Source organism: Kaistia sp. 32K (genome assembly GCF_016629525.1).
Taxonomy (GTDB): domain Bacteria; phylum Pseudomonadota; class Alphaproteobacteria; order Rhizobiales; family Kaistiaceae; genus Kaistia.
The window spans coordinates 1,240,919-1,260,727 of record NZ_AP024269.1; the positions used below are offsets into that span (position 1 = coordinate 1,240,919).

The 19,809-nt window shown below is 67.2% G+C and carries 18 protein-coding genes; 13 read left to right on the forward strand and 5 right to left on the reverse strand.

What is annotated here, in order from left to right; genetic code table 11:
- Positions 1–35 precede the first annotated feature (35 nt).
- On the reverse strand, positions 36–659 hold the full coding sequence (locus K32_RS05395) for a L,D-transpeptidase (RefSeq protein ID WP_371812965.1): 624 nt from the start codon (positions 657–659) through the stop codon (positions 36–38).
- Between the two features lie 244 nt (positions 660–903).
- Here K32_RS05395 and K32_RS05400 point away from each other — a divergent pair, with 244 nt between their 5' ends.
- The 6 genes from K32_RS05400 (at position 904) to K32_RS05425 (ending at position 7,341) form a co-directional block, all read left to right on the forward strand.
- Positions 904–2,655: an ABC transporter ATP-binding protein/permease gene (locus K32_RS05400; RefSeq protein WP_201403043.1), complete on the forward strand. Its 1,752-nt coding sequence runs from the start codon at positions 904–906 to the stop codon at positions 2,653–2,655.
- Positions 2,656–2,805: 150 nt separating this feature from the next.
- Positions 2,806–3,270, forward strand: a complete 465-nt coding sequence (locus K32_RS05405; RefSeq protein ID WP_201403044.1) for a DoxX family protein — start codon at positions 2,806–2,808, stop codon at positions 3,268–3,270.
- 183 nt (positions 3,271–3,453) lie between these two features.
- Positions 3,454–4,944, forward strand: coding sequence for a histidine--tRNA ligase (hisS, locus tag K32_RS05410; RefSeq protein WP_201403045.1), 1,491 nt, complete (start codon positions 3,454–3,456; stop codon positions 4,942–4,944).
- A 5-nt stretch (positions 4,945–4,949) separates the two neighbouring features.
- Positions 4,950–6,062, forward strand: coding sequence for an ATP phosphoribosyltransferase regulatory subunit (locus tag K32_RS05415; protein ID WP_201403046.1), 1,113 nt, complete (start codon positions 4,950–4,952; stop codon positions 6,060–6,062).
- On the forward strand, positions 6,059–7,042 hold the full coding sequence (gene hisG, locus K32_RS05420) for an ATP phosphoribosyltransferase (RefSeq protein WP_201403047.1): 984 nt from the start codon (positions 6,059–6,061) through the stop codon (positions 7,040–7,042). The genes K32_RS05415 and hisG overlap by 4 nt, the downstream gene beginning before the upstream one ends.
- Before the next feature lie 140 nt (positions 7,043–7,182).
- Positions 7,183–7,341: a hypothetical protein gene (locus K32_RS05425; RefSeq protein ID WP_201403048.1), complete on the forward strand. Its 159-nt coding sequence runs from the start codon at positions 7,183–7,185 to the stop codon at positions 7,339–7,341.
- Here K32_RS05425 and K32_RS05430 read toward each other — a convergent pair.
- A complete protein-coding gene (locus tag K32_RS05430; protein ID WP_201403049.1) occupies positions 7,335–7,979 on the reverse strand; it encodes a DNA-3-methyladenine glycosylase I in 645 nt (214 codons plus the stop codon). The two genes, K32_RS05425 and K32_RS05430, sit on opposite strands and share 7 nt — an antisense overlap.
- Positions 7,980–8,227: 248 nt before the next feature.
- Between K32_RS05430 and K32_RS05435 the strand changes: the two genes are divergently transcribed.
- Positions 8,228–8,926, forward strand: coding sequence for a L,D-transpeptidase (locus K32_RS05435; RefSeq protein WP_201403050.1), 699 nt, complete (start codon positions 8,228–8,230; stop codon positions 8,924–8,926).
- A gap of 57 nt (positions 8,927–8,983) precedes the next feature.
- Here the strand turns inward: K32_RS05435 and K32_RS05440 are convergent, their stop codons facing one another.
- The 3 genes from K32_RS05440 to K32_RS05450 all read right to left on the reverse strand — a co-directional run bounded on the left by K32_RS05440 (position 8,984) and on the right by K32_RS05450 (position 11,725).
- The gene (locus K32_RS05440) at positions 8,984–9,535 is read right to left on the reverse strand and encodes a hypothetical protein (RefSeq protein WP_201403051.1); all 552 of its coding nucleotides are present in this window, start codon (positions 9,533–9,535) and stop codon (positions 8,984–8,986) included.
- A gap of 156 nt (positions 9,536–9,691) precedes the next feature.
- Positions 9,692–10,729 (reverse strand): bifunctional riboflavin kinase/FAD synthetase, encoded by a 1,038-nt coding sequence (locus tag K32_RS05445; RefSeq protein WP_201403052.1) that lies wholly within the window; start codon positions 10,727–10,729, stop codon positions 9,692–9,694.
- A 123-nt stretch (positions 10,730–10,852) separates the two neighbouring features.
- On the reverse strand, positions 10,853–11,725 hold the full coding sequence (locus K32_RS05450) for a TIGR01459 family HAD-type hydrolase (protein WP_201403053.1): 873 nt from the start codon (positions 11,723–11,725) through the stop codon (positions 10,853–10,855).
- A gap of 538 nt (positions 11,726–12,263) precedes the next feature.
- Between K32_RS05450 and K32_RS05455 the strand changes: the two genes are divergently transcribed.
- The 6 genes from K32_RS05455 to K32_RS05480 all read left to right on the forward strand — a co-directional run bounded on the left by K32_RS05455 (position 12,264) and on the right by K32_RS05480 (position 19,802).
- Entirely contained in the window at positions 12,264–14,045 is a 1,782-nt protein-coding gene (locus tag K32_RS05455) for a hypothetical protein (RefSeq protein ID WP_201403054.1), read from the forward strand.
- A 12-nt stretch (positions 14,046–14,057) separates the two neighbouring features.
- On the forward strand, positions 14,058–15,830 hold the full coding sequence (locus K32_RS05460) for a hypothetical protein (RefSeq protein WP_201403055.1): 1,773 nt from the start codon (positions 14,058–14,060) through the stop codon (positions 15,828–15,830).
- Positions 15,831–15,950: 120 nt separating this feature from the next.
- Positions 15,951–17,396 (forward strand): sigma-54 dependent transcriptional regulator, encoded by a 1,446-nt coding sequence (locus K32_RS05465; protein ID WP_201403056.1) that lies wholly within the window; start codon positions 15,951–15,953, stop codon positions 17,394–17,396.
- 121 nt (positions 17,397–17,517) lie between these two features.
- Entirely contained in the window at positions 17,518–18,102 is a 585-nt protein-coding gene (locus K32_RS05470) for a hypothetical protein (RefSeq protein ID WP_201403057.1), read from the forward strand.
- A 109-nt stretch (positions 18,103–18,211) separates the two neighbouring features.
- Positions 18,212–18,823, forward strand: coding sequence for a CDP-alcohol phosphatidyltransferase family protein (locus tag K32_RS05475; protein WP_201403058.1), 612 nt, complete (start codon positions 18,212–18,214; stop codon positions 18,821–18,823).
- A 1-nt stretch (position 18,824) separates the two neighbouring features.
- Entirely contained in the window at positions 18,825–19,802 is a 978-nt protein-coding gene (locus K32_RS05480; protein ID WP_201403059.1) for a phosphatidate cytidylyltransferase, read from the forward strand.
- Positions 19,803–19,809: the final 7 nt, after the last annotated feature.

Genomic DNA, 19,809 nt, shown 5'->3' on the forward strand with positions numbered 1-19,809 from the left:
AGCGGGCGGGCGGCCGGAGCCGCCCGACTTCAACTTCAGCGGACGACGACCTTGGTGCCGATCGGCACGCGCGAATAGAGGTCGCTGACATCGGCGTTGACGAGGCGGATGCAGCCTGACGACACGTTGTGGCCGATCGTCCAGGGCTCGCTGGTGCCGTGAATGCGGAAGATCGTGTCCTGGCCGCCGCGATAGAGATACATGGCGCGGGCACCGAGCGGGTTCTTCGGGCCGCCCTCCATATAGGCCGGCAGGATGCGGCCCTTGGCGCGCTCGCGGGCGATCATCTGGGGCGGCGGCGTCCAGCCCGGCCATTCCGCCTTGCGGCCGACCGTGACATTGCCCTTCCAGCCGAAGCCCTCGCGGCCGACGCCGACGCCGTAGCGCATGGCCTTGCCGTTGCCCTCGACGAGATAGAGGAACTTCTCGTCCGAGTGGATGACGATCGTGCCGGGCTTCTCGTTGGTCTCGTAGCGGACGCGCTGGCGCTGGTATTTGTAGGGAACCGCGGCGCCCGGCCCGGAGGCCTGCGGGCGGAAATTGTCGCTGCCCTGGAAAAGCATCTTGAAGAAGTTCTCGGCATGGGCCGTGCCGCCGGCGGTGAAGGACACCGCTCCGGCGAGAAGCGAAGCTGCCAAGGTGCGTTTGAAATTCATCATGTCCCCCCTATCAGGCCGGTTTGCGCCATGAAGCGCCGTTTTGAATATTCGCACGATAGGATCGCGGTCTATCAGCGGCAACCTTCGTGCGAATCACGGGGCCGTGATTGTGATTGCGATCACAGAGCCTGCATTCTCCAGTTGGCTCATTAAGTTTCGGTAACGTGGCGGCCATCTCGCCGTCAGACGCCCGCCGCGATAGTGGGGCCGACAGTCAGGCCACCTGTGCCGGTTGGAGATCTACATGCGCAAGCTTAAGTCAGCACTGGCGACCGTGCTGCGAATCGCGCTTCCCTATTTTCGTTCATCAGACATGTGGGTGGCGCTCGGCCTTCTGGCCGTCGTCATCGGGCTCAGGCTTTTCAATGTCTGGCTGGACGTAAAATTCAACTATTGGAACAACGATTTCTATACAGCCCTTCAGAAGAAGGACTGGTCGACCTTCGCCTACCAGATGTTCGTCGTGTTCTCCTGGATCGCGGCGCTGACGATCATTACGACGGTCTATCAGCTCTACTTCTCGCAATGGTTGCAGATCCGCTGGCGCAACTGGCTGACGCAGAAATACGTGAACGGCTGGATGGCGAAGGGCACGCATTATCGTATGCGCCTGGCCGGCAATCCCGCCGACAATCCCGACCAGCGTATCGCCGAGGACGCCGACCGCTTTACCGACGGTGCGCTGTCGATCGGCGTGGCGTTGCTCGGCCAGATCGTCACGCTCATCACCTTCATCTTCATTCTCTGGAGCCTGTCCTCGTCGGCGCCACTGATCATCTTCGGCAAGAGCTACGCCATTCCGGGCTATCTTGTCTGGCTGGCGCTCGGATACGCGATTATAGGCACGGCGCTGACGCACTGGGTCGGCAAGCCGCTGGTGGCGCTGAGCTACCAGCAGCAGCGCTTTGAAGCCGATTTCCGCTTCGCGCTGGTGCGCCTGCGCGAGAACGGCGAGGAGGTCGCGCTTCTGAAAGGCGAGCCGGCCGAGCGCGCCGGTCTCTACGACCGCTTCGGCTCGGTGCTTTCCAATTTCTATCAGATCATGAGCCGGACCAAGCGGCTGACCTTCCTGACCGCCGGCTACAGCCAGCTCGCCGTCATCTTTCCGTTCATCCTGATCAGCCCCCTCTATTTCGCCGGCACGATCGAACTCGGCGGCCTGACGCAGGTCGCCTCCGCCTTCGGCACGGTGCAGGGGGCGCTGTCCTTCTTCGTCACGGCCTATTCGACGCTTGCGGGCTGGAAGGCGGTGGTCGATCGTCTCGACGGTTTCGAGCATGCGATCGAGCACTCCGAAGAGCTGGAGCGCCAGGGGCCGTCGCTGCAGCCCGACAGCGCCGCGTCGGATCTCGTCATCCGCGACCTGACCGTCCATCTTCCGGACGGCCGCGAGATCGTCGATGTGCCGGCGCTGACGCTGGTGCCGCGCGAGCGTGTGCTGCTCACCGGTCCGTCCGGCTCGGGCAAGTCGAGCCTGTTTCGGGCGCTCAGCGGCATCTGGCCGTTCGGCAACGGCTCGATCCACATCCCGCAGGGGGCCGATCTCCTGACCCTGCCGCAGGGGGCCTACATGCCGCTCGGTACGATCCGCGCCGCGCTCGCCTATCCACGCGATCCCGAAACGCTCTCGACGGAGCAGGCGGAGGACGCGCTGCAGGCGGTTGGCTTGTCGCGGCTGGTGCCCGAGCTCGACGTTGACGTGCATTGGGGCAACCGCCTGTCGGGCGGCGAGCAACAGCGCGTCGCCATTGCCCGGGCGATCCTCGCCGCGCCCGACTGGCTGCTGCTTGACGAGGCGACGAGCGCGCTCGACGAGAAAGCCGAAGCCGCCGTCTACAATCTGATCCGCGAGAGGCTGCCGCAGACGACGGTGATCTCGATCGGCCATCGTTCGAGCCTGACGGCGCTGCATGACCGCATCCTCGAACTCGTCGAGAACGGCGGCGGCAGTCATGTGCTCGTTGAGCGGTCCGAGCCGGCGCTGGCGCCGGCCTGAGATTGTATTTCCCGTGAGGCTCTATGGACGCAATTGTTTACCTCTGTCGAACAGTGTGTCGTGTCGCTGCTATGTTTCGGTCAGGCGTGTAATGAATTAATCTTGGCGTCAGATTAAATTGAACAGCCATGATGGCGCCTGGAGAGAGCAATGTCCGATACCACGTCGCAGAAGTTGATCGTGCCTGCCTTTAGCGGGATCTACTCGGCTACACCGGTCTTCGAGGCGCTGCTGCGCTTCGTCGTCGGCTTCTGGCTGGTGCCGCATGGCGCGCAGAAGCTTTTCGGCCTGTTCGGCGGTGGCGGCATTGAGGGCACGGCCGGCTTCTTCGCCCAGATCGGTCTTCAGCCCGCCGTGCTGCTGGCGACGCTCGCCGGCCTCGGTGAGTTCTTCGGCGGCCTGTTCCTGGCGATCGGCCTGTTGACCCGCCCGGCAGCCCTCGTCGCCGCCTTCGTCCTGCTGGTCGCGACGCTCTCCGTCCATATCGGCAACGGCTTCTTCGCAGCCAACGGCGGCTTCGAATACGCCTCGCTCTGGTTCTTCGCCGCGCTCTACTTCGTCTTCAAGGGCGGCAACGAGTATTCGGTCGACGCCAAGATCGGCCGCGCGATCTGATCGCTGCGATCCTTCGAGACATAGAAAGGCCGCCTCCGGGCGGCCTTTTTGCTTTGGTGTCATCGGCACGTGAGGTTGCCCGTTCACGGTCGATGCGGTACGAAACGCGCCGCTGGACGCGGTACAAAACGTACCAATTGATGCGGTACAAGACGTATCGCGTGAGAGACGGGATCGACGGAAATGGCCGAGAAAGACAAGACGAACGCCCTGAAGGCGCGCCTGCCGCGTGGGCTCGTCGATCGCCATGCCGGCGCGATCAAGACGGCCGATCGGATGATCTCAACGATTCGAGGCGTGTACGAGCTCTACGGCTTCGAGCCGGTCGAGACGCCGCTGATCGAATACACGGATTCGCTCGGCAAGTTCCTGCCGGACCAGGACCGTCCGAACGAGGGCGTGTTCTCGTTTCAGGACGATGACGAGCAGTGGCTGAGCCTGCGCTACGATTTGACGGCGCCGCTCGCCCGCTATGTCGCCGAGAACTACGACCAGCTGCCGAAGCCCTATCGCAGCTATCGCAACGGCTGGGTTTTCCGCAACGAGAAGCCGGGCCCGGGCCGCTTCCGCCAGTTCATGCAGTTCGACGCCGACACGGTGGGCGCCGCGTCGCCGGCCGCCGACGCCGAGATGTGCATGATGATGGCCGACACGCTGGAAGCGCTCGGCATCCAGCGCGGCGACTATCTGATCCGCGTCAACAACCGCAAGGTGCTCGACGGCGTCATGGAGGCGATCGGCCTCGCCGGACCCGAGAACGCCGGCAAGCGGCTGACGGTGCTGCGCGCCATCGACAAGCTCGACAAATTCGGTCCCGAGGGCGTCAAGCTCCTGCTCGGCGAAGGCCGCAAGGACGAGAGCGGGGACTTCACCAAGGGCGCCGGCCTCGACGAGGCGGGCGTCGCGACGGTGATGCAATATGTCGCCGCGCAGTCGAGCGTCGGCAACGAGGCGACCGTCGAGAGCATCCGCAAGCACATCGAGCTTGGCCCGTCCGGCGTCGAGGGCCTGAACGAGCTTGACCAGATCGCCATCATCACCACGGCGGCGGGTTATGCCGACCGCATCAAGATCGACCCCTCCGTCGTGCGCGGCCTCGAATATTACACCGGCCCCGTCTTCGAGGCCGAGCTCCTGTTCGAGACGGTGAACGAGAAGGGCGAGCCGGCGCGCTTCGGCTCGGTCGGCGGCGGTGGCCGCTATGACGGGCTGGTCGGCCGCTTCCGCAGTGAATCGATCCCGGCCACCGGCTTCTCGATTGGCGTCTCCCGCCTGATGGCGGCGCTGACGGCGCTCGGCAAGGTTTCCGAGGAAGCCGAGGTTGGTCCGGTCGTCGTGACGATCTTCGACCGCGACCGCGTCGGCGAATACCAGAAGATGGTCAAGGACCTGCGCGACGCCGGCATCCGCGCCGAGCTCTATCTCGGCGGTTCCGGCCCGAAGGCGCAGCTGAAATATGCCGACAAGCGCAACGCGCCCTGCGTGATCATCCAGGGCGGGGACGAGAAGGCGAAGGGCGTCATCCAGGTCAAGGATCTGGCGCTCGGCAAGCAGATGTCGGCGGAGATCACTGACAACGCCACCTGGCGCGAGGCGCGTCCCGCCCAGGTCGAGGTGCCCGAGGCCGATCTGGTCGCGGCGGTACGCGAAATCCTGGCGCGGCAAGCGGGGTGACGGACATGGTCGATACGACGCAACTGCGCGTACTTCTTTCCGAGGCGGGCTACCGCTTCGTCGAGCCGCCGATCGTCTCCGACGCCGACGTCTTTCTCGACGTGGCGGGCGAGGATCTGCGTCGCCGGCTCTATCTGACGTCGAACGCCGAGGGCCGCGAGCAGTGCCTCCGGCCCGAGTTCACCATTCCGGTCTGCCTGCAGCACCTCGCCTCCGGCGACGCGCACCGCACGGCCGACTACGCCTATCTCGGCCCGGTCTTCCGGCAGCGCGAGGGCGGCGTCAATGGCGAGTTCCTGCAGGCCGGCATCGAGTCGCTCGGCCGCACCGACCGCATAACCGCCGATGCCGACGTCCTGGCGCTGGCGCTCGACGCCGTCCGCGTCTTCGGCCTCGACGAGCCGATCGTGCGGATCGGCGATTCCGCGCTGTTCGCCGCCGTCATCGACCAGCTGGGCGTCGCCGCCGTCTGGAAGCGCCGCCTGTCGCGCGCCTTCGGCGACCGGACCCGGCTCGACGCGACGATCGAGCGGCTCTCCGGCGGCAAGCCGGCCGAGGCGCCGGCGCATGCCGGCTTCCTGGCCGCGCTCGACGGCACCGACCACGACGCCGCGCACCGGATCGTCGAGGATCTGCTGTCGATCGCCGGCATTCGCGCCGTCGGCGGCCGTTCGGCCGGCGAGATCGCCGATCGCTTCCTCGAGCAGTCGGCGCTGGCCGCCGGCGGCGGGCTCGACGAGCGCGCCCGGGCGGTCCTGCTTCGCTTCCTCCGGGTCGTCGGCAAGCCGACCGCCGTGATCGAGGATCTGAGGGCGCTCGCCACCGAGGAAAAGATCGACATTGACGCGACGATCGACGGCTTCGAGAAGCGCGCCGATGGCCTCGCCCGGCGCGGCATCGATCTCGACCGCCTCGACTTCGCCGCCGATTTCGGCCGTCGCCTCGACTATTATTCGGGCTTCGTCTTCGAGATCTACGACAAGGCGCTACCCGCCGGCCAGCAGGTCGTCGGCGGCGGCCGCTATGACCGGCTGATGCCGCTCCTCGGCGCCAAGTCGACCGTGCCCGCCGTTGGCTTCGCCCTCTGGCTCGATCGCGTGAAGGAAGTAACGGCATGACCGACGCCCCGCTCGTTCTCGCCGTCCCCTCCAAGGGCCGGCTGCAGGAAAACGCCAACGCCTTCTTCGCGCGCGCCGGGCTTCCGGTGGTGCAGCAGGGCAGCGCCCGCAGCTATCGCGGCCGCATCGGCGGCCTGCCGGATGTCGAGGTCGCGTTCCTCTCGGCCTCCGAAATCACGCGCGAGCTGGCGGCCGGGTCCGTCCATCTCGGCATTACCGGCCGCGATCTCGTCGAGGAGGAAGTCTCCGACTTCGCCCAGCGGCTCGATCTGGTCCTGCCGCTCGGCTTCGGCCATGCCGATGTCGTCGTCGCCGTGCCGGAAGCGTGGATCGACGTTCGCTGCATGGCGGATCTCGACGACGTCGCCGCCGACTTCCGCGCCGGCCATGGCCGCTGGCTGACCGTCGCGACGAAATACGTCAACCTGACGCGTCGCTTCTTCACGCAGCACGGCATCGCCGACTACCGCATCGTCGAGAGCCTCGGCGCGACGGAGGGGGCGCCGGCTTCGGGCGCCGCCGATCTCATCGTCGACATCACCTCGACCGGATCGACGCTCGCCGCCAATGCGCTCAAGGTCATCGGCGACGGCGTCATCCTGCAGTCCGAGGCGCATCTGGTCGCGAGCCTTTCTACCAACTGGAGCGGGGCTGCGCGCGGCGCGCTGCGCACCATTCTGGACCGGATCGAGGCGGAGGCGGCGGGGCGTTCGCTGCGGGAGATCCGCGCCGACGTCGTCGATCCCGAGGGCGCGGCCAGGGTCGCGGCCGACCGTTTCGGCGCGACGGCGCCGTTCGGCCTCGCCAACGGCCAGTTCCTGCTGCATTGCCCGGCCTCGAAGGTCTATGCCTGCGCGGAATGGCTGCGGACGGGCGCCGGCGCGCGCACCGTTTCGGTCGCCCGCATCGAGACGGTCTTCTCGGCAACGAGCCCGCTGACGGAGCATCTGCTCGGCCGCATCGACGGCCGCGCCGCCTGATCGGCAGCCGCCAGGCTGGTTCGCCGGCTTGGCGACGCGTCATGCGTGCATCGCATTGCTGCGTTGCGATATCGTGTTTTGCAATGCAGCGAAATGCGGCTTACCTTTGCGTCATCACCCCATGAAAGGGAGAGACGCAAATGTTCAAGTCCCTGAAGAAGCTGAAGCGCAGCTGGTCTGACTACGTCAACTACGATCCCGAGGCCGAGCGGCTCGCCCAGGCCGGCGATCTCATCGACCTTGAGATGATCCAGCGCGATCTCGACCGCCGCGGCCGGCGCTCCTACGGCGGCTACTGAGCCGCCGCCCTGCCGGGCAGCGTCAGCCCCTGACGCAGCCGCAAGGCTTCGGCGCGGCAATGACAGCCTTCGAGGTGGTCGTTGACGAGCCCCATGGCCTGCATGAAGGCATAGACGGTGGTCGGCCCGACGAAGCTCCAGCCGCGCCGCTTGAGATCCTTCGAAAGCCGGACCGAGGTCGGCGATGTCGCCGGCATTTCTCCTTTGACGAACCGCGCCGGGCGCTCGCTCGCCGGCGGCTCGAAACTCCACACATAGGCTGCGATCGAGCCTTCGGTTTCGATCAGCTTCAGCGCCTGCTTCGCATTGTTGATGGTCGAGGCGATCTTGCCGCGATGGCGGACGATGCCCGTGTCGGCGAGCAGCCTCGCGACATCGGCCTCGCCGAAGCGCGCGATCTTTTCCGGATCGAAGCCTTCGAAGGCGTTCCGGAAGTTCTCGCGTTTCTTCAGGATCGTCAGCCAGGACAGGCCGGACTGAAAGCCCTCGAGGCACAATTTCTCGAACAGACGGCGATCGTCCGTCACCGGCCGCCCCCATTCCTTGTCGTGATAGGCCTGGTACATCTCGGTGCCGTGCGACCACCAGCACCGGGCCAGTCCGTCGTCACCGGCAAGAAGTCCATCGGGGAGGGGCATGGGGCGCTCGCGGGCTGTTGAGAGGTTCGTGCTTTGTTCTAGCTTTTCGAGGGTAGGCAGAGCAAGTCCCCGCCGCGCCGGCTCCGCGCGGATGCATCGCCGCTAGGGCTTCGTTCACCATAACGGGCGGCAACGTCCCGGATTCATGCTTCCTTTGCCTCAGGCTGGCTAGCGTGACGGCTGGCTGGCCGAGATCCCCCGCGATCGACGTCCGGCCGAACGTCGCGCCGAATGTTCCGAGGGGGCCCATGCGAAGCCTGCTGCATCCGATGACCCTGGCCAGCCTGATCCTGATCGGCCTGACGATCGGCGCCGCGGCCAATGATCGATATACGCCGCGGCCGCCCGTCCTGATCGACGAAGGCTATCCGGAGCGACCGCGGATCCGCGAGCGCAGCGTGGATCGGCCGGTAGTGCGGAGAGTGCGGCCGGCGACGCAGGAGAGCGCCGGGCTGGTGTCGAATGCGGCGCCGTCCAAGCAGCGCAAGGCGCGGCGCGACTTCGATCCGGCTTTCCTGCCGACGGTCATTCCCTATGACGGCAACGAGGCGGCAGGCACGATCGTCATCGATACGGCGTCGCGCTACCTCTATCTGGTCGAGGCGGACGGTAGCGCGCGGCGCTATGGCGTCGGGGTCGGCAAGGCCGGGTTCGACTGGGTCGGCACCCACAGCGTCACGCGCAAGGCCGAGTGGCCGACCTGGACGCCGCCGCCGGAGATGCGCAAGCGCCGGCCAGGCCTGCCGGTGCGCATGGAAGGCGGGCCGAACAATCCGCTCGGCGCCCGCGCGCTCTATCTTGGCTCGACGCTCTATCGCATCCATGGCTCGAACGAGCCGTGGACGATCGGCAAGGCCGTCTCGTCGGGCTGCTTCCGGATGCGGAACGAGGATGTCGTCGATCTCTACGAGCGGGTCGATGTCGGCGCGCGCGTGATCGTCCGCTAGGGCGCAAAACAAAACGGGCGCCCGAGGCGCCCGCTGATGTGATGACCGGTCGAAGCTCTAGAACGGCCAGAGCTTGCTGACGTCGAACTTCTTCTTCACCTTCGCCGGCTCTTCCATCGGCGCGTTGGGGTCGGCCTCGCGATAGGCGACCGGCGGCTCGGTGAGATACTTGCGGGTGGCATTGCCCTGGGCGTCATAGGAGCCGCCCTTGCCCTTGTGCAGCGCGTCCCAGGCCTTCTTGCCTTCGGCGCGGCGGGCTTCGGAATATTCTTCCTCGCGGCGGCTGAAGGTGGTCTGGCCGGGCGCCAGCTTCAGGTTCGGCGCGCCTTCGCTATTCGGGGCGACGGCGTCGTTCTCGCGCTTCTTGCGCCTGGCGACGTCCGGATCCTTGGGCCAGTTCATGTCGGTGGCGGCCGAGGCCGTGTTGACCGGCTGCGGCAGGCTCTGGCTCGGCGGCACGACGATACCACCGCGCGGCTTGTAGTCGATCTGCGGCCGGTCCTCGGAGCCGAGGCTCGCGATGCTCATCACGTCCGTCAGCGTCTGCTTCTCGGGCGATACGCCGGTGCCGTAGGTGGTCCCCGAACATCCTGCGAGCGCGGTCGCCAACAGGGCGCCCGCAGGCAAAATCAGAAATCGCTGAACAGTCGATGCGGGCATGTCGATCGGTCACTCCTGGGCGCGCTCGAATCGGCACACCTTAACCTGTGTCGTGGTTAAACGCAGAAAAGCAGGCAAAATTCCGGCACGGTCTCGGGCGTCCTTCTAACGGATGGACAGGGCCGGGGCAACATCGGCGGATGGCGCGATGAGGGCCAGCCGCTGGTCGAGCGAGGTGCCCGGCCCGGCATTGGCGAGAATCCGGCGGGCCGCCTCCGAATCCCGATCCATCTGCGCGATCAGCGCGTCAATGCTCTCGAAACGCTCCTCGCCGCGCAGGAAACGATGGAAGGTAATGACGACGGCCTCATCGTAAAGCGAGTCGGCAAAGTCGAAGACATGCACCTCGAGCAGCACCGCGCCATTGTCGAAGGTCGGCCGGCGGCCATAGCTCGCGACGGCGTCGTGCGTCGTGCCGTCGGCGCGGGTGAGGGTGACGGCGTAGATCCCGAGCGCCAGCCCGCAATCGGCCGGAAGCCGCACATTGGCCGTCGGATAGCCGAGCTCGCGCCCGCGCTTGTCGCCATGCTGGACCTTGCCCATGACGAACCAGCGATAACCGAGCTCGGAATTGGCCCGCTCGATCTCGCCTTGCTCCAGGCTCTGGCGCACGCGGCTGGACGAGAACGACTGGCCGTTGCCGTCGATGACGGCGCCGAGAACCGAAACCGTGAAGCCGTGTCGCGCGCCCTGATGCGCCAGGAAGGCCGGGGAGCCGAGCCGGTCGTGGCCGAACTGGAAGTCGTGGCCGATGATCGCCGCCGTGATGCCGAGCCGCTCGACCAGGATCTTGTCGACGAAGTCATCGGCGCTGGTCTCGGCGAATTCCCTGTCGAAACGGGCGACGACGATGCCGTCCAGCCCGAACGCCGCTGCCAGCCGCGCCTTCGCCTCCATGGTCGAAAGGCGGAACAGCGGGCTGTCGGGCCGGAAAACGGAGCGCGGGTGCGGCTCGAAGGTCAGCAGCAGCGCCGGCGCCTGGTGGGCGCTGCCTTCGCTGCGCGCGGCTTCCAGCAGCGCCTGATGGCCGCGATGCATGCCGTCGAAATTGCCGATCGCGACGGCGCCGCCGCGACAATCGGCCGGAATGGCATCGAGCGGCAGGATCCGGGCCGGCAGCAGGTGCGCGGGGGCGCTGGTCATGTTGGCTCCAGGTGAGCCCGCCGGCGTGGTGTCGGCGGCTGCGGCCGGAAACTGGCCTCTCGGCTCGACAGGGTCAAGACGTCTGTTTCGTTTGCCCCACCGGAGCGGGACACTCGTGGTGGATCACCAGGCGAGGTGCGGAATATAGGCGCGGACCGCCAGCCGGTTCTCGACGAGGAAGCCGTGCACGGCGCCGGCCTCCGGGGCATGGTCCGGGCCGAAGCTCGCCGAATGGATGCCGCCGGTGACGAACAGCACGTCGAGATCCTGCTGGCAGGCGCCGCGCAGATCCGTCGGCGCGCCGTCGCCGATCGCCAGCACTTCCTGCTTCTCGACGTGGCTTCCCCGGATGGCCGATGCCTTGCGGAGCGCGGCCTCGTAGATCGGCGGGTTCGGCTTGCCGGCGACGAAGCTTGTGCCGCCCAGCGCGGTGTAGCGCTCGGCGAGCGAGCCGGCGCACCAGACGAAGCGCTCGCCGCGCTCCACCACGATGTCGGGATTGGCGCAGATCATAGGCAGGTCGCGCTTGCGCCAGCTGGCGAAACGCGCGGCATAATCATCCGGCGTCTCGACGCTGTCGTCGAACAGGCCGGTGCAGGAGATCAGTTCCGCCTCGTCCTCGCCGACCAGTTGCAGCGGCAGGCCCTCGTAGAGCGATTTCTCGCGCTCGTTGCCGACATGGAAGGTCTTGGCGGCGCCGCGCGCCTCGAGCAGGCCGCGGGTCACGTCGCCCGAGGTGACGATGCCGTCGTAGCAGTCGGGCCCGACGCCCAGCCCGTTCATCTGGTCGACGATGTGCTGGCTGGTGCGGGGCGCATTGGTGATGAGCACGACGATGCCGCCCTGCGCGCGATAGCGCCGGAGCGCATCGCAGGCCGGCGCAAAGGCGCGCACGCCATTGTGGATGACGCCCCAGACGTCGCTGAGCACGACGGGATACTGGGAGGCGAGTTCCGACAGTCCGGCGACTGCGAGGGGGGAAGTCGTGTTGGTCATGCGCCCGGGCGTATTGCTTCCCCTTGCGGGGGTCAAGCGCGCCGCTCGGCTTGGCCGGGAGTTTGCATGTTCGCCGCCACGCTGATGCGCAGCTGCAACGGAAGCGCGTCCGGGAAGGGATCGAAGAGACCGATCGTGGCGGCTGCGGCAAAGCGCTCTCCGGCAACTCCCGGTCATGATCTAGACATGATAGCAGTGCGGGTTAGCGTAACGTAAGGAATGGGTTGAAAAACAGAAGGATGTCTGTTTTGCCGGTTCGGCGTGGCCTCGGGTCATGCTACCCAAGTTTATGATTTCATTGGTGTCTCGGTTCGACGTCCTGTGATTGTAGATCGTGGACCCTACACCTCTAGTTCGTTTGTCGAGATTGTGTGGGTTGGTGATCGAGTTGTCCCCCTGGCTCGGAGGTTGCCTTGAATGAGCATGCAGCCATTCCGCGGATAAGGTTAGTCCGGCTGCCCGGCGAGGGCAGTGTCGCGCTTCTCCGGGAGCGGTCGCTGGATGCTGGCCGCGTCCCTGCCGGCGGCGGGGAAGGGCGTTGAACTACATGCCCGACGCCGACCGCCCCTCGACCGAGATCGATTCGGCCTTCCCGCCCGCCGAGGTGCGCGCCGCCCTGCGCAAGGCGCTGGCGAGCCCGGAGCTCGTCGCCTCGCCCCAGCTCTGCGCCTTTCTCACCTACGTCGTCGAGGCCCGTCTCGCCGGCAACGAGCATCTGCTCAAGGGACAGAACATCGGCAGGGTCGTTCTCGGCCGTCCGGAGAGCTTCGACGCCCAGCGCGATCCGATCGTCCGTGTCGAGGCCAATCGCCTGCGGCGCACGCTCACTGCCTATTACAAGGGCAGCGGCGCCGACGAGACGATGCACCTCGTCGTCGGGCGCGGTTCCTACGTACCCCGCTTCGAACCGGCCCCGCCGCCGCCGGCCGTGGATGCGCCCGAGCCACCGGCGGCCGCCCCGCAGGATCGGCCCGCGCCGGCAAAGGCGCACCCGCTGCCCGTGCGCGCCGGCCGCCTGGCGCTCATCATCGGCGTCGCACTCGCCTCCATCGCCGTCGCGGTCTATGGCGCCATCACCCTTTTCGCTCCGCAACCGGTCGCCAGAACGCCGGTCGTCAACGCGACGCATGTCTTTGGCCCGGGCGTCGGGCCGGGCGCCGACCAGCCCTACCTTCCCAGCGTCGAGGTGATGGCCTTCACGACGCATACGGCCGGCAGCGCGGCCGAGCGGGCGCGCGAGCTGGTGGCGACCCTCACGGTCTCCCTCGCGCGTTTCCCCGAATTGCGCGTGCTCGCCCGGGGAAGCGAGCGGGCCGATTTCCGGCTCGACGGCGAAGTCACGCTGGGCGAGACGACCAATACCGTGGCGATGCGCCTCTCGGTGGCCGGGACGGCCGAGGTAATCTGGAGCGCCAGTGTGGAGCTGAAGCCGAACGAGCTCGGATCGGACTCTGGCATCGAGCGCGTCGTGGCGATCGCGACCACGGCGATCGCCCCGCAATTCGGCGCCATCGCCCAGTACCTCGCCGGCGGCAAGGATGTCGGCGAGGCCGACGAGGGCGGCATCGGCGACTATGGCTGCATGATCAGCGCGCAACTGCAGCACCATCGCCTGGATGACGGCAGCTGGCAGAAGCTCGACGCCTGCCTGCGGGATACGATCGCGCGCTATCCGAATTTTGCGACGGCAGCCGCGTCGCGCGCTCTGCTGCTCGTCGAGGACTATCGCCTGGATCCGGTTGAAAGCTCGGCCCAGGTCGCGTTGCGGGATGCCGAGACCGAGGCGCGGCGCGCCTTGCAGCTCGAGCCGACGAATGTGCGCGCCTTGACGGCCGCGGCGGTCGTCGCGCTCGGCAAGGACGATCTCGACGTTGCCCGCACGATCGGCCTGCGGGCGGTCACCGCCAACCCGCTCGATCCGCTGTCGCGGTCGCAATATGTGCTCACTCTGATCGCGTCGGGTTACTACGATCAGGCGCTCGCCCAGTCGGCGATCGCGCGCCAGATCGACCCGGCCCATATCAGCTTCTACGACTCGCTCGACTATCTCGCCCATTTCGGCAAGGGAACCGAGCCGAACCCGTTGCGGAGCGCGGTCGTCGCCGATGTTCCGACGCTGCCTTATGGCGCAATTGCGCGCGTTCTGGCGTATAATTCGGGCGACGAGAACGAGGCGCGGGATCAGGCGCGCGCGGTTCTTTACGAGATCATGCCGGCCTTCGCCGACGATATGCCGTCGGCGCTGCATCGACAGTTTACCGCTTCGCCCTTCACGGAGCGTCTCGAGGCCGCGCTGCGGCAGGCTGAGGTCGGCAGCTGAAATGGTGCCTCGATGAGCGACAGCGGCCTGAAGGATATCGGACCCTCCGATGCTTCCCCCGCCGACGTGCGCGCGGCGCTATCGGCGATCCAGTCGTCGGCTGTCTTCGGCGCGTCGCGCCAGCTGAGCCTGTTTCTCGGCTATGTCGTCGAGAAGACACTCGCCGGCGACGCCGACAGGATCAAGGCCTATAGCATCGCCACCGAGGCGCTCGGGCGCCCCGAGACCTTCGATCCCTCGGTCGATCCCATTGTCCGGGTCGAGGCCGGCCGCCTGCGCAAGGCGCTCGAGACCTACTACCAGGGCGAGGGCGCCGCAGCGCCGATGCGGATTTCCATCCCGCGCGGCAGCTATGTGCCGAGGTTCGAGCCTCGGCAGGAGGGCACAGCCAAGCCTTCGGGCGCCTCGGATCTCCCGGCCGACGGGGTGGCCGATGCCGGCCAGTCGGACGAGCCGGGTTCTGCCGTCGTGGAATCGGCGGATGCTGCCCAGCGCGGGCGCGCATGGCGGATCGGCGGGCTGGTGCTCCTCCTTGCCCTGGCCGTGGCGGGCATTTTCGGCGCACGGGCATTCTTCTCGGCCGGGCCATCCGACGCAGCGGGGGCGCCCCCCGTCGCGAAGGTTGAAACGGCCGCCTCCACGGCCGCGAGGCCGATGGTGCCGCGCATCTTCGTCGTGCCGTTCGCCGTCACGAACGATCTGGCGACGGGCATCACCGGCAGCCAGTTCGCCACCAAGATGGTGACCGCGCTCTCCCGCTTCGACGAGGTCACGGTGGTCACCCGCCTGGACGGCGATGCCGATTACCTGCTCAGCGGCACGCTGTCGGAAGGGCAGGGCGGGATCTCCGCCGCGACTCTGCTGACCGACCGGATATCCGGGCGCGTGATCTGGTCCTCCAAGCTGAGCGCGCCCCGCAATCCGATCCAGCCGTCGCTCGCGATCGACGAACTGGTGGCCGACATCGCCGTCACGCTGGCCCAGCCCTATGGCGTCGTCATGTCGGACCGGCTGGCCCGCACGGATCGTCCCGACGACGGCTTCCTCTGCCTCGCCCGGTCGTTCAACTACTGGCGCGACTTCACGACCGCGACCCATGCCGAGATCCGCAACTGCCTGGAAGAGCTGACCCACCGCTATCCGACCTATGCGCTGCCTTACGCCATGCTGACCTTCATCTATCTCGATGAGGACGGGCTGGCCTTCAACGTGCAGCCCGAAAGCCCTTCTGTGGATCGCGCCGTCAAGGCTTCGGCGATGGCGGTGCAACTGGCGCCGACCAGCGCGAGGGCCCAGCAGGCGCTGCAATATGCCTATTTCGCCACCGGCCAGATCGATCGCGCCATCGCGACCGGCAAGCGGGCCGTGCAGCTCAATCCGCTCGATACCGAGGTCCGGGCCTCGCAGGGCCAGGTTCTCATCGTCGCCGGCAACTATCTGCTCGGCGCCACGCTGATCGAGGAGGCGGCCAGCCATAACCCGGCCTATCCGCCCTGGTATGATCTCTACCTCGCGCTGGCGGCGTTCCAGGCCGGCAACGAGCCCGCCATGCGCACGCTGGTCCGCCGCGTCGCCCTGCCGGAGCATCCGCTTGCCGCCACGCTCGCCCTGATCGCCGGCGGCGCCGACGGCTCGCCGGTTGCACGGCTGGATGCGCTCGCCAATATCGAGAACAAATTTCCGGAACTGCGCGCCGATCCGGCACGGGTGCTCGCGCGGATCATCCCCAATCCCGTCCTGGTGGACAAGTTGGTCGACGCGGTCAGGACCGCCGGGCTCGTTTAGCTAAATTGCGTAGTGATTTTGGAGGGATGCGGCGCGTTTCTGAACGCTTTGTTTACCCTGTTCTGAGATTGTTCGGCTGTCGCGGCAGATATTTTGCGGCGGAAGAAGGGTCTTCCTGGCATGGGATTCGGTGGTGGCTCGCAAGAGCCCGTTCAGGTTCTGATCGTGGATGCCGATCCGGTTCAGCGGCGCACCGTTTCCGCGCATCTGGCGGCGCAGGCGGGGCTGCGTTTCGCGCCGATGGCCTTTGCCACCAAGGCCGAGGCGATCGAATGCCTGGCGGGCCGGTCCCAGTCGATCATCGTCGCCGATCTCGAGACCGTGGGCGGCGTCGACCAGCTCGGCAGCCTCGGCGGCAACGCCTCCTCGATTATCGCCATGAGCGCGCGCGGCTCCGTCCATGCGGCGGTCGCCGCCATGCGGGCGGGCGCGGTTGATTTCCTGCCCAAGCCGTTCGGCGCGGCGGCGCTGCTCGACAGGCTGGAGGCGGCCATCGCGCAATGGCCGGTCGCCAAGCCTCCGACAAAGGACACGACAAGCGACAACACGCGCCCGGAGGACGCCGGCCCGGCTGCGGTGGCGTCGCTGGCGCGCGAGGATTTCGAGGGCTTCATCGGCCGGTCCGCCGCGATGGCGGTCGTCTATGACCAGATCAGCCGCATCGCGCCGTCGCGCGCGCCGGTCTTCGTCACCGGCGAGAGCGGCACCGGCAAGGAACTCTGCGCCGAGGCGATCCACAACCGTTCCGGCCGCGCCGGCCGGCCCTTCATCGCGATCAACTGCAGCGCGATCCCGAAGGATCTCATGGAAAGCGAGATCTTCGGCCATGTTCGCGGCGCCTTCACCGGCGCTACCGACACGCGCCAGGGCGCGGCCGAGCTCGCCGATGGCGGCACGCTGTTCCTCGACGAGATCGGCGAGATGGACCTCGCTTTGCAGGCGAAGCTTCTGCGCTTCATCCAGAGCGGCGTCGTGCAGCGGGTCGGCGACGGCACCAGCCGCAGGGTCGATGTGCGCATCGTCTGCGCCACGCATCGCGATCCCACGGCCGAGATCGCCGCCGGACGTTTCCGCGAGGACCTCTTCTACCGGCTGCACGTGCTGCCGATCCAGCTGCCGCCGCTGCGCGAGCGGCCGGAGGACATACTCCCGCTCGCCTCCGCCTTCCTGTCGCGCTACGCGGCCGAGGAAACGCGCGGTTTCCGGGGCTTCGAGCCAGCGGCGGCGGCGCTTCTCATGCGCCATCCCTGGCCCGGCAATGTGCGCGAGCTGCAGAACGCCATCCGCCGCATGGTCGTGCTGCACCAGGGCAGCGAGGTGACGGTCGCTATGCTGCCGCCGCCGATCCGCGGCGCCTCCGCGCCGGTCCGGGGCGGCGAATGGACGGATCCGGGCCGCGCTCCGCTTGGCGCCGTGGCGCCGTTCTGGGAGCAGGAACGCTCGATCATCGAGAGCGCCATCGAGGCGCATGGCGGCAATATCGCGCGCGCCGCTGCGGCGCTCGAGATCAGTCCTTCGACGATCTACCGGAAGCGCCAGGCCTGGCAGGAGCGGCGCACGGCATAAGCCGTTGGCGAGCCGAATTAATCCTCATTTGTTGAATCGCTTGCACGCGACGCGCCGGAACGGCATGTTCGCGCGAAATGGGGTGGCGCGGACGTTCTGCGTCCGAGATGAGGGGAAAGTCATGATGGACGGGGCGTCCCGGATTTCCGGGATTGCGGTGGCGGGTGCGTTGCTGTTCGCGGTTTCCGGCGCGGCGTTCGCCGGCGAGGTCGCCGACAAGGCCGCCGCCGCGGAGACGCTGCTTCAGGCAGGCAAGGCGGCCGACGCGCACACGGCCCTCGACCAGGCGGTCGACGCGTTCTGGAAGTCGGCGCCGCTGACCCTGAAGAACGCTCGTTTCGTCAACGAAGCCAAGGGTTTTGGCGATTATGTCGAGCATCAGGGCTCGAGCTTCGCGCCGTCCAGCACCCTGCAGGTCTATGTCGAGCCGCAGGGCTTCGGCTGGCAGGAGGTCGATGGCGGCTACAAGATCGCCTTCGCCTCCGATGTCGAGATCCGCAATGCCGGCGGCCAGATCCTGACCAAGTCGGCGGCCCCGGCGCTGCTGGAAAAGACCAGCCGCAACAAGAACCGCGAGTTCCAGGTCACCGTCGGCTTCCAGCTGCCGGCGCTGAAGCCGGGTAACTATGTGCTGGTGCTGACCGTCACCGACCAGGCGACGGGGCACTCGGCGCCGGTCGAGCTGCCGTTCACCATTTCCGGCTGACCGACTGCCGCCGGACTGTGTCCGACATCACTGCGTCCGCGCCCCCGCGGATGCATGACGGCGGGCATATCGGACAGGCTTTTCCCCTCGATCGGTTGCGGCGCGCTGCATGACCTCCGTCTATGATCTGAAGCCGCGCTTCCAGGCGCTGTTGCGCCCGCTTGTTAGCGTTTTGGTAACCAAGGGCGTCACCGCCAACCAGGTGACGCTGGCCGCCATGGTGGCGAGCCTCGCGACCGGGCTGGCGCTCTGGGGACTGGCCGGTTGCCGGCTCAGCCTGCTGCTCCTGCCGCTGGTGCTCTTCCTGCGCATGGCGCTGAATGCCATCGACGGCATGATCGCGCGCGAGCACAACCAGCAGAGCCGGCTGGGCGCCATCCTGAACGAGGTCGGCGACGTGGTCTCCGACGCCGCGCTCTATCTGGCGCTGGTGCCGGCCCTGGCGCCGTTCGGCGCGCATGGCTGGCCGATCGTGCTCTTCGTCGTCGCGGCGATCCTGACCGAGTTCGTCGGCGTGCTCGGCCAGACGATCGGGGGAGGGCGCCGCTATGACGGCCCGATGGGCAAATCCGACCGCGCCGCCGCGATCGGCCTCATCGCCTTCCTGATCGCCGTCGGCGTGCCGGGAGGCGCCTGGCTCGACTGGATCGTCGCACTGCTGGCGCTGCTCGCGCTCTGGACCACGGTGAACCGGGCGCGGCGCGCGCTCGTAGGCGGCTGACATGGACGGATCGATCCTCTCCTTCAAACTCTTCGGCTGGTCGGGCGCCAATGTCGTGACGCTGGCGCTGGTGGTGCTCGGCCTCGCCATCGCCACCGCGCTCGTCTGGTCGCGGCCCGAGCCCTCCGGCGAAGATCCGAAGGCGACAGCCAAATATCGCGAGCTGCGCGCCCGCATCGGCAGCTGGTGGGTGATGGTGGCGCTCTTGGTCGGCGCGCTGGCGCTCGGCCCAACCGCGATGATCGTGCTGCTCGGCTTCGTCAGCTACCTGGCGCTCAAGGAATATCTGACCATCATCCCGACCCGGAAGGCCGACCGGGTGGTGCTGCTCGTCGCCTATCTCTGCGTGCCAATCCAGTACTACTGGGTCGGCATCGGCTGGTACGGCATGTTCGTGATCTTCATCCCCGTCTACATGTTCCTGATCCTGCCGGCCGCCATGGTGCTGCGCGGCGAGACGCAGGGCTTCCTCAGGGCCGCCGGCACGCTGCACTGGGGGCTGATGATCACGGTCTTCTCCGTCAGCCACGCCGCCTATCTGCTGGTCCTGCCACCGCCCGGCGCGCCCTCCGGCATGGGGCCCGGATTGTTGATCTTTTTGCTGATCGCGACCGAGTTCAACGACGTCGCCCAGTTCCTTGCCGGCCGCCGCTTCGGCAGGCGCAAGATCACGCCCAAGGTGTCGCCCAACAAGACCGTCGAGGGTTTTGTCGGCGGCCTGATCGCGACGACGCTGCTCTCGATGGCGCTGGCACCGATCCTGACTCCGATCGGCCTGCCGCAGGCCGCCGCGATCGGCGTGCTGCTGGCGACCGCCGGCTTCTTCGGCGACATCGTCATGTCGGCGGTGAAGCGCGACCTCGGCATCAAGGATACCGGCACCATCCTGCCCGGCCATGGCGGCATCCTCGACCGCATCGACAGCCTCGTCTTCACCGCGCCGGTCTTCTTCCATGCCGTCCGCTATTTCTATTTCTGAGACGCGC

What these genes read in the sequence shown, in the direction of transcription:
- K32_RS05445 (WP_201403052.1), bottom strand. Translation starts at nt 10,729, where the DNA reads ATGACCAGCGCCCCCGCGCACCTGCTGCCGGCCCGGATCCTGCCGCTC.
- hisS (WP_201403045.1), top strand. Translation starts at nt 3,454, where the DNA reads ATGGCCGAGAAAGACAAGACGAACGCCCTGAAGGCGCGCCTGCCGCGT.
- K32_RS05400 (WP_201403043.1), top strand. Translation starts at nt 904, where the DNA reads ATGCGCAAGCTTAAGTCAGCACTGGCGACCGTGCTGCGAATCGCGCTT.
- K32_RS05425 (WP_201403048.1), top strand. Translation starts at nt 7,183, where the DNA reads ATGTTCAAGTCCCTGAAGAAGCTGAAGCGCAGCTGGTCTGACTACGTC.
- K32_RS05430 (WP_201403049.1), bottom strand. Translation starts at nt 7,979, where the DNA reads ATGCCCCTCCCCGATGGACTTCTTGCCGGTGACGACGGACTGGCCCGG.
- K32_RS05480 (WP_201403059.1), top strand. Translation starts at nt 18,825, where the DNA reads ATGGACGGATCGATCCTCTCCTTCAAACTCTTCGGCTGGTCGGGCGCC.
- K32_RS05415 (WP_201403046.1), top strand. Translation starts at nt 4,950, where the DNA reads ATGGTCGATACGACGCAACTGCGCGTACTTCTTTCCGAGGCGGGCTAC.
- hisG (WP_201403047.1), top strand. Translation starts at nt 6,059, where the DNA reads ATGACCGACGCCCCGCTCGTTCTCGCCGTCCCCTCCAAGGGCCGGCTG.
- K32_RS05450 (WP_201403053.1), bottom strand. Translation starts at nt 11,725, where the DNA reads ATGACCAACACGACTTCCCCCCTCGCAGTCGCCGGACTGTCGGAACTC.
- K32_RS05475 (WP_201403058.1), top strand. Translation starts at nt 18,212, where the DNA reads ATGACCTCCGTCTATGATCTGAAGCCGCGCTTCCAGGCGCTGTTGCGC.
- K32_RS05405 (WP_201403044.1), top strand. Translation starts at nt 2,806, where the DNA reads ATGTCCGATACCACGTCGCAGAAGTTGATCGTGCCTGCCTTTAGCGGG.
- K32_RS05470 (WP_201403057.1), top strand. Translation starts at nt 17,518, where the DNA reads ATGATGGACGGGGCGTCCCGGATTTCCGGGATTGCGGTGGCGGGTGCG.
- K32_RS05435 (WP_201403050.1), top strand. Translation starts at nt 8,228, where the DNA reads ATGCGAAGCCTGCTGCATCCGATGACCCTGGCCAGCCTGATCCTGATC.
- K32_RS05460 (WP_201403055.1), top strand. Translation starts at nt 14,058, where the DNA reads ATGAGCGACAGCGGCCTGAAGGATATCGGACCCTCCGATGCTTCCCCC.
- K32_RS05465 (WP_201403056.1), top strand. Translation starts at nt 15,951, where the DNA reads ATGGGATTCGGTGGTGGCTCGCAAGAGCCCGTTCAGGTTCTGATCGTG.
- K32_RS05395 (WP_371812965.1), bottom strand. Translation starts at nt 659, where the DNA reads ATGATGAATTTCAAACGCACCTTGGCAGCTTCGCTTCTCGCCGGAGCG.